The sequence below is a fragment of the Desulfonatronovibrio hydrogenovorans DSM 9292 genome (assembly GCF_000686525.1).
GTDB classification, from domain to species: domain Bacteria; phylum Desulfobacterota; class Desulfovibrionia; order Desulfovibrionales; family Desulfonatronovibrionaceae; genus Desulfonatronovibrio; species Desulfonatronovibrio hydrogenovorans.
Window position 1 is genome coordinate 156,237 of sequence record NZ_JMKT01000012.1, and the last position, 13,213, is coordinate 169,449.

General features: G+C 54.5%; 13 protein-coding genes and 1 tRNA gene. 9 read left to right on the top strand and 5 right to left on the bottom strand.

All coding sequences use genetic code 11. The features are described from left to right. Positions 1-42 precede the first annotated feature (42 nt). Together mutM and P771_RS0111475 are read left to right on the top strand one after the other, a co-directional pair. Entirely contained in the window at positions 43-873 is an 831-nt protein-coding gene (gene mutM, locus P771_RS0111470) for a bifunctional DNA-formamidopyrimidine glycosylase/DNA-(apurinic or apyrimidinic site) lyase (protein WP_028575251.1), read from the top strand. Positions 874-881: 8 nt separating this feature from the next. Then, complete coding sequence (locus tag P771_RS0111475; RefSeq protein ID WP_161635968.1) at positions 882-1,943, top strand: GGDEF domain-containing protein; 1,062 nt, start codon at positions 882-884, stop codon at positions 1,941-1,943. Between the two features lie 28 nt (positions 1,944-1,971). On the opposite strand, the gene P771_RS0111480 is transcribed toward P771_RS0111475, so the two are convergent. From P771_RS0111480 to P771_RS0111490, 3 genes are all read right to left on the bottom strand, one after another. Then, on the bottom strand, positions 1,972-2,223 hold the full coding sequence (locus tag P771_RS0111480; RefSeq protein ID WP_028575253.1) for a hypothetical protein: 252 nt from the start codon (positions 2,221-2,223) through the stop codon (positions 1,972-1,974). A gap of 213 nt (positions 2,224-2,436) precedes the next feature. Next, positions 2,437-3,372: a calcium/sodium antiporter gene (locus P771_RS0111485; protein WP_084301867.1), complete on the bottom strand. Its 936-nt coding sequence runs from the start codon at positions 3,370-3,372 to the stop codon at positions 2,437-2,439. Then, positions 3,356-4,459, bottom strand: coding sequence for an adenine nucleotide alpha hydrolase family protein (locus P771_RS0111490; RefSeq protein WP_028575255.1), 1,104 nt, complete (start codon positions 4,457-4,459; stop codon positions 3,356-3,358). The genes P771_RS0111485 and P771_RS0111490 overlap by 17 nt, the downstream gene beginning before the upstream one ends. 140 nt (positions 4,460-4,599) lie before the next feature. Between P771_RS0111490 and P771_RS0111495 the strand changes: the two genes are divergently transcribed. From P771_RS0111495 to P771_RS0111535, 7 genes are all read left to right on the top strand, one after another. After that, a tRNA-Ser gene (locus P771_RS0111495) sits at positions 4,600-4,687 on the top strand. 147 nt (positions 4,688-4,834) lie between these two features. Beyond that, complete coding sequence (locus P771_RS0111505; RefSeq protein ID WP_244147325.1) at positions 4,835-5,713, top strand: ion transporter; 879 nt, start codon at positions 4,835-4,837, stop codon at positions 5,711-5,713. Between the two features lie 317 nt (positions 5,714-6,030). Continuing rightward, positions 6,031-6,696 (top strand): helix-turn-helix transcriptional regulator, encoded by a 666-nt coding sequence (locus P771_RS0111510; protein ID WP_051617293.1) that lies wholly within the window; start codon positions 6,031-6,033, stop codon positions 6,694-6,696. 29 nt (positions 6,697-6,725) lie between these two features. Then, complete coding sequence (locus P771_RS0111515) at positions 6,726-7,118, top strand: RidA family protein (protein ID WP_028575258.1); 393 nt, start codon at positions 6,726-6,728, stop codon at positions 7,116-7,118. A 37-nt stretch (positions 7,119-7,155) separates the two neighbouring features. After that, positions 7,156-8,172, top strand: coding sequence for a D-cysteate sulfo-lyase (gene cuyA, locus P771_RS0111520; RefSeq protein ID WP_028575259.1), 1,017 nt, complete (start codon positions 7,156-7,158; stop codon positions 8,170-8,172). Positions 8,173-8,237: 65 nt separating this feature from the next. Further along, positions 8,238-8,936, top strand: a complete 699-nt coding sequence (cuyB, locus tag P771_RS0111525) for a cysteate racemase (RefSeq protein WP_028575260.1) — start codon at positions 8,238-8,240, stop codon at positions 8,934-8,936. A 145-nt stretch (positions 8,937-9,081) separates the two neighbouring features. Beyond that, positions 9,082-10,311, top strand: coding sequence for a dicarboxylate/amino acid:cation symporter (locus P771_RS0111535; protein WP_028575261.1), 1,230 nt, complete (start codon positions 9,082-9,084; stop codon positions 10,309-10,311). A 210-nt stretch (positions 10,312-10,521) separates the two neighbouring features. Here P771_RS0111535 and P771_RS0111545 read toward each other — a convergent pair whose 3' ends face one another. Beyond that, positions 10,522-11,751, bottom strand: a complete 1,230-nt coding sequence (locus tag P771_RS0111545) for a DUF697 domain-containing protein (protein WP_028575263.1) — start codon at positions 11,749-11,751, stop codon at positions 10,522-10,524. A 23-nt stretch (positions 11,752-11,774) separates the two neighbouring features. Further along, a complete protein-coding gene (locus P771_RS0111550) occupies positions 11,775-13,094 on the bottom strand; it encodes a YcjX family protein (protein WP_161635969.1) in 1,320 nt (439 codons plus the stop codon). Between the last annotated feature and the right edge of the window lie 119 nt (positions 13,095-13,213).

Genomic DNA, 13,213 nt, shown 5'->3' on the forward strand with positions numbered 1-13,213 from the left:
CAGTCCGCTTTGGACCCTTGTGACTTGAAAAGGAGATCAGGCGTGCCCGAACTGCCTGAAGTGGAAACCATTGCCAGGGGCCTGGCTCCTCTGGTGGTCCACCGGACCATTGCCAGCCTTGACCTGCGCTATACCCCCATTGTCAAGGATGATCCGGACAGGTTTGCCAGGAAGGTCCCTGGCCATGTCATCACCAGGGTCTGGAGAAGAGCCAAGCTGCTTATCCTGGATCTGGGAGTTGACTTTCATCTGGTTTTCCACCTGAAAATGACCGGTAAGGTCTGGGTCCCGGGGCAGGGGATCCAGCCGGACAAGCACACCCACCTCATCTTTGACCTGAATGACGGATTCAGGATTTTTTTTCAGGATCAGCGCAAGTTCGGGTACTGTGCCCTTTTTGATGAACCAGGTTTGAAGAACTGGAGTTTTTTTGCCGATCTCGGGCCGGAGCCCCTGGAGATGCCGACAGCCGACTTCATTGAGATCTTTCAGCAGAAAAAAGGCAGGATCAAGGCCCTTCTTCTGGATCAGAAGAATATTGCCGGAATCGGCAATATCTATGCTGATGAATCACTGTTCATGGCCGGGATCCACCCGGAAACCCCGGGCTGGAGCCTGGGCAGACAGGAACTGGCCCGGCTGCACAGCTGTCTGCAGGAGGTTCTTTGCCAGGCCATAGATGCTGGAGGGAGTTCTTTCCGGGATTACAAAAACGCCCTTGGCTATGCAGGGATGTTTCAGGAAAAATTCCTTGTTTACGGTAAAAAAGGATGTTCATGCCCCAGATGCAAGACCGGAATTGAAACCCGCAAGGTTGCGGGCAGGACAACATGCTTTTGTCCTGAATGCCAGAAACTGCCAAATCCAAGGTAACAGGTCTGATGAAGAATAACATCTCTCCTTTGACCTATGAACAGTTGAATGAAACCCTGAAGCGCCTGGGGATCGGGGAGCACCCGGAATGGCTGGGAGTGATTCTGTTTGTGCGGAATCTTCTGGCCAGGATGGACCAGGTGGGCGAAGATCAGAAATTCAGCCTGCAGCAGGCTGTGATCAGGGCTCTGGAGAAAAAGGATTTTTCCGGGGAGAGCCTGGACAGGATTATCAGGATGATCCAGGATAGCCTCGTGGACCGGAGCCGGGCCGATCTGGAGAAGATGAAGCACGAACTGAGTACGGAAAAGGACTTTACCACCAATTTGATAACTCAGATCCAGTCCCTGGCCGGAGAGTTTAAGGATTCGGTCTCCCGGCAGAGTTCAGAGCTGAATGAGTTCGGGGAAAAGACCATCTCGGCCATTGAATTGAAAAAGGACCCCGCCCAGATAACCGGTTATATCAAAAACACCATAGAAAGGATTGTGGTCCAGTCCAGAAAAGAGGCCCTGAACTGGGAAGCCAGAGCCAGGTCCCTGGAAAAAATGGCCCAGTATGACAATTTATTGAAGAATCTGCATAACAGAGGGTTCCTGGACGATTATCTGACCTCGGCTGTTCAAAGGTGCCACGCCAAGGAACAGCCCCTGTCCCTGCTCATGATTGATGTTGACCATTTTAAAAAGATCAATGATGTATGGGGACATGTCATTGGCGATGATGTGCTCAAGGCCCTGGCCAAGCTGGTCCGGATTCATTCTGATGCAGGAGGTGGAATTCCCTGCCGTTACGGTGGAGAGGAATTGTGCGTGATCTTTGAAGGCAGTGATGAAGAGCTGGCCGGAGTCAGGGCTGAGGAATTGAGAAAAGACGTAGCCCGATACAATTTTGTGCCCAGGGATAAGTCCGGAAGTCTGGGTGAGGCCATCCATTTCACCATAAGCATCGGGGTGGCCAGGCTGATGCCCGGGCAGGACCCGGGCGGTCTGATCAGTGCGGCGGACAAGGCCATGTACCGGGCCAAGGAGCTGGGCAGAAACAAGGTCTTTATGTACTCCAGGATCTGACCTGGCAGTAAGTCAGCCGGGCTGTGGCTCATTTTTGTTTCAACAAAGCCCTGGCAATATCCTGGTCATAGAGCTCCAAGGGGTTCTGACCCTTTTTTTCGTACATTCCAGCCGCCCTTTTAACAATATCCATATCCAGCCAGCCGTGCTTATCCCAGATCTGGGGATGATCCTGATGCCAGAGCCTGAACTCGATGGATCCATCGTTTTCCCGGACATACATCCGCTCTTTCTTGTTCTTGGGGTTGGGGTAATAATATGGCCCCTGGGGTACTTTCATACGGGTTCTCCAATCCTGGTTCACGGGTTAATAAAAAATGCCCCTGATAAAAGGGTCGGCTGATTCCTGTTTCCAGGCAGGAACCGCTGCCTGAAAAGTATGCCGCTAATGCTGACAGCTCCATCAGCTGTTTGATCTCTGCTGTTCAGCCGGTCCCGGGCAGCCCGGACCGGCTTTTTTTGTTTTATTGCACGGTCCTTTTCAAGTCCTGGCTCAGAAGATCCGGAAATCCAGGGTCCAGCGGGCCAGGCTGATGAGAACCAGCACTGCTCCTTCCATGCGGGTTATCCTGAACCCGGTCCGCATGAAAAACATCACCAGGACCACCATTCCCAGGAGGGTCAGCATGCTGGGAATGGCTGAAGCGGACATGGTGATGGGATTCAAAAGACAGGTCAAGCCCAGGACCCCGGCAAAATTGAAAATATCGCTGCCGATCAGGTTGCCTAGAAGCATGTCGTTTTTGCCCCGGATGGCCGCAACCAGGCAGGTGACAAGCTCAGGCAGGGAAGTGCCGGCAGCCACAATGGTCGCTCCGATGGCCCACTGGCTTATTCCCATGAGACCGGCCAGGCTGGAGGCCCCTTCAACCATGAAATGCCCTCCAGCCGCAATCATGGCGAACCCAAGACATATTTTCCAGTAATCCCGGGCCGCAGCCTTTCTCTGTCCCGGGACTTCCAGATCCATGCCCAGTCTGGCTCCCCGGAAAAAGATCAGGGCGTTGTAGGAGACAAAGACAAAAATCAGAAAGAATCCGGCCCACCTGCCCAGGCGAAGGTCGAGCATCATGATCAAAACAGAAATAGTCAGAAAGAGCAAAAACAGTGCATCCCGGCGGATCAGGGTTTTACTGGCAGTTATGGGACCGATAAGGGCGGCGATTCCCAGGATGATGCCCAGGTTGAAGATGTTGGAGCCGATGATGTTGGAAAGGGAGATGTCGCCCAAACCCCTGAAGGCGGCTGTGACTGTGACCAGGAATTCGGGCAGGGAGGTTCCCAGGGCCACAATGGTCAGCCCGATGGTCAGCTCTGAGAGCCTGAACCTTCTGGCTATGGCTGAGGCGCTGTCCACTATCCAGACCGCCCCGAACCAGAGCAGTCCGGCACTGGCCAGGATGTATGCCAGGTTAATGATCAGTTCCATCTTGGGTGTCCGCTGGGGGCGATTTCTCCTGGATTGTTTTGAAGGTTTGGACCAGGTCCTGGTCCCAGATCGGTTCAGTCCACACCAGATCAGGATCTGGCTGGTCCGGCCCAACCTGGATTTCCCGGGTCTGGTCACCCTGCCTGATCAGGACCTGAACCGGCAGGCCTGACTGCCTGGCCTTGGGGGAAAAACCGCTCATTAACCGGCAGGCACTTTCCAGGACCTGTTCCGGCCAGGGAGTGCTGTCCAGGGGCCTGGCCAGGCCAAGGGGGCCGGGAAAAGATTTAAGCTTTATCAGGTAGTCGCTCTGGTCTGCCAGGCTGGCAAGGCGGGCGTTGTCATCCTGGTTGCGGCCGATGCAGAGCCAGTGGTTTTTATGCCAGAGCTGTCTTCCAGTATTAGCCAGGTGCAGATCAGCTGGTCCGGGCATTTTTTTGGATATGAGAACAGGAAGGTAGCGCTTGGCTGACTCTTTTTCAGTCAGCAGACAGCCCCCGGCCGGTGTTGGGATGGGAGATATCCCGAATTTCCGGGCCATACGGAGCTGTTCCTTTCTTCCCCGGCCAGAGACGGCTCCGAGTTTTTCCCGGTCAATGAGCCCGGACTGCTCTGGTCCTGTCGGAGGAAGGAGTCTGGCTGAAAGGGCCCGGACAAGGACATCCTTAACATCAGCATCCCGCTTGATTATATCCAGGGCGTCCCTGCGCTGGGACATGGGCCGCTGACCAATGACCTCGCCGGAAATAATGAAGTCAGCCCCGAAATCCTTGAGCAGCTGTCTGGCCCTGGTGAGCATGAGGATCTTGCAGTCAATGCAGGGATTCAGGGTTTTGCCCAGGCCATGGGCCGGACCCTGGCAGAGCATGTTCACAAACTCACTGGAGACATCCACCATCTTCAGCGGGATTTGATAAAGATCCTCCCATTCCCTGATTTTTCCGGGATGACCGAAAAAGGGGGAGACAAAGTGGAGCCCCAGGACCCGCAGCCCCTGCTCCTGGATTATTCTGGCCGCCAGGATGGAGTCCAGCCCGCCTGAAAACAGGGCCAGCCCGTCATAGCTGCTGGTAGAGTTCTTTTTCATTGTTTAAAATCCTGATTTTTCCATGCAGAATTAACTGCATCGTTTCTTGACAGATATATTTGGCATGCTGTAAAAAGTAAAGTTTGGGCCGCAACGGGCCAGTCCTTTTGAGGACAGCCTTGCGACACCAGGTATTGTGTGGAGGGATGGCCGAGTGGTTTAAGGCGGCGGTCTTGAAAACCGTTGACCCTCGCGGGTCCGGGAGTTCGAATCTCTCTCCCTCCGCCACCTGCTCCCATGCGGCCGGACCATCTTTTCCTTTATTTCCTGCCCATTATTGTCCTGATGGGGATTCCCGTTATCCAGGACCACAACCACCAGAGATGCTGCTTTTTACGACCTGTCTGACTGCAGTCAGGCGGACTCCGGGCATTCTTGTGGATCAGTGAGCAGGACAAGAACCGGGAACAACGCGCAACCAGCAGCAGGGTGATCATTATGGAAGAATCTATGGGCACGGTGTCGCCGGTCAGGGCCAGGGTCAGGAGTCTGGTGGAGGGACGCCGGTTTCAGAATCTGGTTATGGCTGTAATCATAATCAATGGCGTGGTGCTGGGTCTTGAAACGTCTGAAGCGGCCATGGAGCTGGCCGGGCCTGCTTTGCTGAAGATTGATTCCCTGTGCCTGAGTTTTTTCATCATTGAGATTTTGCTGAAGATATATGCCCTGCGCAGCCGTTTTTTCCGGGATGGGTGGAACATATTTGATTTCCTGGTGGTGGGCATCTCCCTGGTTCCCCATCAGGCCGGTCTTTCAGTCTTGCGTTCCCTCAGGGTGCTGCGGGTGATGCGCATGATTTCAATCCTCCCCACCATGCGCAGGGTGGTGGCAGCCATGCTGCACGCCCTGCCCGGAGTCGGTTCTGTAGCCGGGATTGTGGGAATCCTGTTTTACGTGGGTTCGGTGATCTGCACCAAGCTCTTTGGCCAGGCCCATCCGGAATGGTTCGGCTCTGTGGGGGCCTCTCTTTACACCCTGTTTCAGATCATGACCCTGGAGAGCTGGTCCATGGGCATAGTCCGTCCGGTCATGGAGACCCATCCCCAGGCCTGGCTCTTTTTTGTCCCCTTTATCCTGGTCACCACCTACACGGTCATCAACCTGGTTGTAGGTATTATTGTCAGCGCCATGGAAGAGAGATCCATTGAAGACGGCACAAAGCAGGACCCGGCTGTGGTCCTTGGCCGACTGGAAAAGCGCCTGGACAGCCTGGATGAAAAGCTGACCATCCTGACCCGGGACCGCCGGGATTGATCAGCAAACTAGACCCCACTTTACTATCATTAAAGACCCTGGGCAGTTTCTGATCATCAGTTCCTGCCCTGGTCCGGTCCTTTGACAGGCATCATCCCCAGGCACTGCCCATCTATTTAAAAAAACCGTTTTTTCTCCTCAGGCCCGGTCTGTCCTGCTTTCAGAGTTCAAATTCAGTTATTGCCCGGACCAAAAAAGCCTGCACCATTCCTGGTCATTTTGCAGGCCGGGACAGGCTGCCATTAAAAAAAATATCGACAGGTTATACAAATTTTCTTATAATAAAAAACTGTCAGTTAATTAAGCAGGGTATGAATATGATGGATGAGAAAGAGCATATCTTCAGGCTGCTGGAGCAGGTGGCTCAGGCCTTGTCAGCCATGTTTCCCAAAAATATGGAAGTGGTGGTGCACGACGTATCCCGGCCCAACAGTTCCATCCGGCATATTTCAGGCAATGTCACCGGCCGCAGCAAAGGGGGGCCGGTGACTGATCTGGTGGTCAGGTCTCTGCATGTGGAAGGAAACAAATGCAGGGATAGTCACAATTACAGGACCACCAGCAGTGACGGCCGGGCCCTTAAGTCCAGCACGGTCTTTATCCGGGACAGGGAGGGAGAGGTTTTTGCGGTATTCTGCATCAACCTGGACCTGACCGACTATCTTAATGCCTCCAGGGCCCTGGAAATGTTTACTGCCGTGACCTCTGACTTCAATGGCCAGGGCCGGGTGGAGACCTTTTCCAGTTCCATCTCTGAAACCATAGAATCCCTGATAGACCAGGCTGTGGCCAAGACAGGCCGGGAACCATCCACCATGTCCATGGACGAGCGGATCAGGACCGTGGCTGAACTGGGCAACAGCGGGGTGTTCAAGATCAAGGGGGGTATTGATCTGGTGGCCCTGCGCCTGGGCGTTTCCAAGTGTACCATATATAATTATTTGAAAAAAATAGAAACTGATCAAATGGCTGGTCGGATTTAACAGTCCTGTCCGGCTGAGGAGAAAAGAAAATGAAGAGTGTCAAGTCCCTGATTCCTGTGGCAACAGATCAGGCCCCATCAGCCATAGGCCCTTATTCCCAGGGTGTGGTGGCTGGAGATCTGCTTTTTGTGTCCGGCCAGCTGCCTATTGACCCGGCAACAGGCGACCTTGTAAAGGGAGACATCGCAGCCCAGGCCGCACAATGTCTGGATAATGTCTCAGCCATTGCTGCTGAAGCTGGAACTGATCTGAACCGGGCTGTGAAATTTTCCATCTTTTTAACGGACATGGCTGACTTTGCAGCAGTCAATGAAGTTTACGCCAGTTATTTCCAGGACATATTTCCTGCCAGATCCGCATTCCAGGTCTCGGCCCTGCCCAAAAATGCAGCCATAGAAATGGAAGCTGTGCTGGCCCTTTAATTTTTCTGCCAATAATAATTTTCTTGAGGAGGTAGTGATGAATTTAGCCAGGTTTCCCCGGCGCAGGTACACTGAGGGCCGGACCCCCATTGAGTTTCTGCCCAGGTTTACTTCAGCTGTCGGCGGACCGGACATCTATATCAAAAGGGACGATCTGCTGGGTCTTACAGCAGGAGGGAACAAGACCAGGAAGCTGGAGTTTCTCGTGGCCGATGCCCTGGAGCAGGGTGCGGACACCCTGATTACCTGCGGAGCGGTCCAGTCCAACCATTGCCGTCTGACCCTGGCTGCTGCGGTCAAGGAAGGACTCAAGTGCAGGCTGGTCCTGGAAGAGAGGGTCCCAGGGAGCTACAAGCAGGATGCTTCAGGTAACAACTTTCTGTTCAACCTGTTGGGCGTGGAAAAAATTACCGTTGTTCCGGCTGGTTCGGACATGGCCGGAGAAATGGCCAAAGTGGCTGATGAACTGGCTGCAGAAGGCAGGCAGGGCTATGTCATTCCAGGCGGAGGTTCCAATCCCATCGGCGCTACCGGTTATGTGGCCTGCGCCCAGGAGATTCAGGACCAGCTGTTTGAAAGGGCATTGGTCATAGACAGGCTTTGCGTGGCCTCGGGCTCGGCCGGTACCCATGCCGGTCTGGTTACCGGTTTTATTGGATGCAATATGAATATCCCGGTGGTGGGCATCGGGGTGAGCAGGGATCCGGAAGATCAGGACCCCCTGGTCCATGAGCTGGCGGTCAAGACCGCTGCCAGGGTGGGGATCAGTCAGGACATTCCCGGGGAGGCAGTGGTGACCTTTGGGGATTACTGGCGGCCCAAGTATTCAGTCCCCAACAAAAAGATGGTGGAAGCGGTGAATCTCCTGGCCAAAACAGAAGGAATCCTTTTGGACCCGGTTTATACCGGCAAGGCTGTGGCCGGGCTCATTGACCTGTGCCGCAAGGGGTACTTTAAAAAAGGGGAAAAGATCCTCTACGTGCACACCGGAGGTTCTCCAGCCCTTTATGCCTATATGGGGCCGGTGCTGGGCCGGGAGGAAGTTGCTGATTAGGGCCGTTGCCCTGGACCAGGATCCAGGGCAACGGTTTTTTTTGGATTTTTTGCACACAAGGACTTATGATGATTGAAAAAGTGGTTGGAATCCTGGGCGGAATGGGTCCTGAGGCCACCGTGGATCTGATGAACAGGGTCATCCGGGCCACCCCGGCCAAAGATGATCTGGATCACATCCGGATGGTGGTGGACAATAATCCCAAGGTCCCCTCCCGGATCAAGGCCCTGATTGAAGGCACCGGTCCCAGTCCTGGTCCCTGCCTGCAGGAGATGGCCCGCAAGCTCGAGCAGTGGGGAGTGGACTTTCTGGCCATGCCCTGCAATACCGCTCATTTTTACCACAGGGAAGTCCAGGAGGCAGTTTCCATCCCGGTCCTGGACATGATCAGCCTGAGTGTTGAAGCCGTGACCAGGGCTGTACCGGGAATAGACAGGTTCGGCCTTGTTGCATCCACAGCAGTGGTCAATCTGAAAATTTACGAGAATGCCTTTGCCCGGAAAGGGGTTGCCCAGGTCGTGCCTGAGGCTGAGTTTCAGAACGGACTCATGGCGGCCATCCGGACCATCAAGACCGGCAAGCACGGTTCTGAGGTTATCCAGGCCACCCAGAGGGCCGGGGAGAATCTGGAAAAAAACGGAGCCCAGGCCCTGCTCATAGCCTGCACTGAACTTTCCATCATCAGCAGGGATATCCGGGCCCGGATCCCGGTCTTTGACGCAGCCCAGATCCTGGCTGAAACCATAGTCAAGGAGGCCCGTTAACAGGACATTGAAATCCCCCGGCTGATGGGTGTACCGGGTTTTTTCAACGCCCTGCATAATAAGGGATTATCACTAATTGGGACCAGAAGACTGCTGATTCCGGCAGTCATTGCTGTTCCCGCTTAAACAACAGGAGGTAGGGAGTGTGCGGTTAGCTACAAAAATTTTGATCGGTCTGGTTGCAGGTATTATTGTCGGCCTGCTCATGCAGGGCATGCAGGACTTTGCAGTCAATTACATCCGGCCCTTTGGGGACATGTTCATCCGTTTGATTATGATGATCATTGTTCCTTTGGTTCTGTCCACCCTGGTGGTGGGTGCGGCCACCACCGGTGATGTGCGCAAGCTGGGCAGAATGGGCGGCAAGACAGTGGCTTTTTACCTGGCCACTACAGCCTTTGCCGTGTCCATAGGCATTCTTCTGGCCAATATTTTCAGGCCGGGCCGGGGTCTGGACCTTCCGGTGGACGCCCAGTACGCAGGCCGGGAAGCACCGCCCCTTATTGATGTGATCATCAATGTTATTCCCAGAAACCCGATCCAGGCCATGTCCGACGGAGCCATGCTCCAGATAATTGTCTTTGCCCTGTTTTTGGGAGTGGCCATCTCCCTGGTGGGCAAAAAGGCCGAGCCGGTCAAGAACTTTTTTGACGGCTTTGCCGAGGTCATGTATAAGATCACCGGAATAGTGATGCAGGTCGCTCCCTACGGTGTCTTTGCCCTTATCGTGCCTGTGGTGGCCACCAATGGCCCGGCCGTACTTCTGCCCCTGGGCAAGGTCATCGGAGTCATGTATCTGGCGGTCATCATCCATGCCCTGATCGTTTACACCCTGGTCATAAAAGGGTTTACCAAGATCACCCTGCCTGAGTTCTACAAGGGCATACTGCCGGCCCAGCTCATTGCCTTTTCCACCTGCAGCAGCGGAGCCACCCTGCCGGCAACCATCAAGTGTACCCAGGAAAACCTGGGCGTTTCCAGAGGCACGGCCAGCTTTGTCCTTCCCCTGGGCGCCACCATCAATATGGACGGCTCAGCCATCTACCAGGGCGTTGCAGCCCTGTTCGTGGCCCAGGTCTATGCCCTGGATCTGACCCTGGGACAGCAGCTGACCGTTGTCCTGACCGGAACCCTGGCCTCCATTGGTGCGGCCGGAGTACCTGGAGCCGGTCTGATCATCCTGACCATGGTCCTGACCTCAGTAGGCCTGCCCATGGAGGGCATAGCCCTGATTGCAGGTATTGACCGGATTCTGGACATGGCCAGGACCACCCTGAACATTACCGGTGACGCTGCAGCTGCAGCATTTGTGGACTCCACCGAGCAGAAGCACGATTTAGCCGCATCAGCCAAGGCTGATGCATCTTCTGCCTGACAGATCCGGTCCACCTAGCCGAACCAAAAAGCCCCGGCCTGAGATCAATCAGGCCGGGGCTTTTGTCTGGACGGATCCGGCTGGAAATATTCCCGGGTTTTCAGGTCCAAGGGCTGATTTACTGTCCAAAAGCATCCTCCAGCCGGTTGAACTTACCTGGCTCGGGGATGGATAAAAGCCCGGGCAGGAGAGTGCTGAAATCCGGGACAGCTAAAGGGGGCGCAGCATTTTTCGGGCCTGCCGGGCCAGTCGCCAGATCAGAAAACTGTTCAGGGCCCCTTCCCCCATCTTGGGCATGATCTTGCGGGCTGCTTCGGATGCAGCTGAGATTCCGGATACAGTGGTCACTTCTCCGTAAATCTCTTCGTAATAATCAGAAAAGGCTTCAAATCCGGCTTCAGCCTGTTCTCCAATGACCCCGCCCAGGTAGGCCTGGATGATGGCCCGGGCCAGGATGGTGGCTGACTGACCAGGGGCTGGTTTGAGATTGTAGATGACCATGAGTTCACTTATAAGTCTTAAAGAGGCGTAAAGGACAATGAACTGGTCAATGAACTTGACCGGAGAGGCAGCAGTGCCCAGCCCAACGGTCCGGATATAGGTCCTGGTCCTTTTCCGGGCTGCGTTATCCAGGATTCGGGCAAAGGTTTCATCCATTTTTTTCAGCCATTGGTCGGCCTCCATCCAGCCCTGGTCCTCCAGGAGCTGTTTTTTATGGGCCCTGAGCCTGTCTACTGCTTCCCGGTCCAGGCCGGGAATGGTCTTCTGAACATCGTCTGCCGGGTATTCCCTGAGATATTCTTTTAATACCTCCCTGGCCTCTTCCTTTTTCTTTTCAGCCAGATACCTGAATCTCCTTCTTCTGGCCAGGGCATTCAGGGTCTTCAGGTCTATTTTCGAGTGTTTTTTCAGAACCAGAAAGCCTTTCAAGGCCTTGGCCCCAGCCATGATTATCAGGGATAAGAAAAAAAGAGCCCCCAGAGCTGTCAGCAAGTTCCAGGGAAAGGCAAGGACTGAGATCTGGGAGGCCAGCCTGATGCCCTGACTGAGCAGCAAGAGGCCGATAAGGGAGCCAGCAAAAATCAGGCTCCAGAGCATAAAGCTGTAAAAGAACCTGGGAATCCTGATGCCGGTCTTTTCCAGTTCCAGGATCTTTTCTTCAAACTGTCTCTGAAATTCTTCCTGCTCCTGGCGGAGCTGGTTTATTTCCTCCCTGGAAACCGGGTCAATCCTTTTGACCTGTTCAGAATCCGGCTCAAAGTCCGGACTGCCCAGGCCGGAATCATTTCTTCTTTCCTTATCTTGCAAAGGTTTGTCTGAGGCCTGGTTGCTGTCCAAAGCTTCTTCCGGATGATCCCGGGCATGTTCCAGCCCGGAGTCCGGACCTGGATGGTCAAAAGGGTCTCCCAGGGCAGGGGGGTATTCTTTTTTTTCGCTCACCTGAAACCTCGCTCAACAATGGGTTATCTGGAGATGAATTCAAAGATCCGGTCAAGACCAAGGTGTCTGGGCGGGATGAGATGGTTTTCCGGAGCATCCGGGTAGACCCTGTAAAAAGGGAATTCACCGGGTTTCCAGGTTTCCGGCCAGGCCGGGGGCAGCTCAGGCACGTCAAACTCCCTGAATTCCTTTTCCGGATTGTTGTAAACCAGCCTGCCTTTGAGCCGACGGACCCCCTGGACCGGAAAGGTGGACCGGCATGCACTGCACACAAACCATTCATGTTCAATTCCGGGCAGCATCCTTCTGGCCCGGTCAGCCAGCAGTTTAAGCAGGGACACCAGTCTCTTGTTTTCAATGTCCATGGGGTGAACCAGGTCTGCCTTGGCTGCCACAAAGGCCACCCGGTCAAGGCTTTTTTCCCAGAATCTCAAGTGTTTCAAAAGCTGGGAACCAATGCTTGAACCGGGCCTGAGCATTTCAAAAAGGTCAATGAGGATCTGGCGGTTGTCATTATACCGGCCCACGCCTCCGGCCAAAAGAGACGGGATGTCCACCAGCACCACCAGGGTCCCGGTCCGGGATATCCTTTCAAAGACAGGCAGGGCTACTTCCTTTCTGTACCTGGTATAGGCAGAGGCCATTTCCTGAACCAGCCCGGGGTTCTTCCGGCGGAGCCTGGCAGGCAGGGGAGCAAACTGGCTGGCCCTGGACAGCCCTGATACCCGGGCCTGGGCAATTTCCCTGGCAGAGCCCGGAGAAGCAGCCCGGCCCTTTCTGTCCAGGAGAAAGGTGGACGGTGAAATCAGGGGTTTGTAGGCCAGGATCAGCCGGGCCAGGGTCTCCCGGTAGCTGGTCAGAAGGGTGTCCCGGGAGATGCTGTCCTGCTGGACCTGTTCCAGATAGGACCGTGCAGCCCGGGCATAGTCATGGTGCCGGGCAAAGTGAGCCAGGATGTGCTCGGACCAGTCTGCAAAACTGCTGAAGGCGGCAATGGCTGCGTCTGCCACTCGTTCTCCTGGAAAATCAAAAAAGGTCATTTTCTGGGAAAAGAGTTTCCAGTCGGACCGCTGGAACTGGCAGACATACTGTGAACAATCAGTGGTCTTTTCCGGCCATCTCCCCCTGGCCAGGTCCTGGCGGTGATTGGAAAATAAAAAGGGAGCAGGCCATGAGCCCCGGTCCGGCAGTCTTCTAAAGCCGGTTATGTCAGCCCCTTTGCCAATATGAAATCCGCCCTGGCCGAATTCAGCCAGATGGGAAAGAAGGGAAGTCAGAAACACGGTCTTTCCGCCTCCAGCAATGCCGGTTACAGCTATTTTGTTGTGCTGCCTGAGGTTCATCAGATTTTTCATGGATTCAAAGGGGTTCTGGGTTGGAAAGAATATTTGGCTGAACAGGCCCTGGCTGCAGCCTGGAAGGCCCCAAGCCAGATAATTTCAGGACAATATAATTGAGATCA

Excerpts from the sequence above, each read along its gene's own strand:
- P771_RS0111475 (WP_161635968.1), top strand. The coding sequence starts at position 882 with ATGAAGAATAACATCTCTCCTTTGACCTATGAACAGTTGAATGAAACC.
- P771_RS0111480 (WP_028575253.1), bottom strand. The coding sequence starts at position 2,223 with ATGAAAGTACCCCAGGGGCCATATTATTACCCCAACCCCAAGAACAAG.
- P771_RS0111485 (WP_084301867.1), bottom strand. The coding sequence starts at position 3,372 with ATGGAACTGATCATTAACCTGGCATACATCCTGGCCAGTGCCGGACTG.
- P771_RS0111490 (WP_028575255.1), bottom strand. The coding sequence starts at position 4,459 with ATGAAAAAGAACTCTACCAGCAGCTATGACGGGCTGGCCCTGTTTTCA.
- P771_RS0111510 (WP_051617293.1), top strand. The coding sequence starts at position 6,031 with ATGATGGATGAGAAAGAGCATATCTTCAGGCTGCTGGAGCAGGTGGCT.
- P771_RS0111515 (WP_028575258.1), top strand. The coding sequence starts at position 6,726 with ATGAAGAGTGTCAAGTCCCTGATTCCTGTGGCAACAGATCAGGCCCCA.
- cuyA (WP_028575259.1), top strand. The coding sequence starts at position 7,156 with ATGAATTTAGCCAGGTTTCCCCGGCGCAGGTACACTGAGGGCCGGACC.
- cuyB (WP_028575260.1), top strand. The coding sequence starts at position 8,238 with ATGATGATTGAAAAAGTGGTTGGAATCCTGGGCGGAATGGGTCCTGAG.
- P771_RS0111550 (WP_161635969.1), bottom strand. The coding sequence starts at position 13,094 with ATGAACCTCAGGCAGCACAACAAAATAGCTGTAACCGGCATTGCTGGA.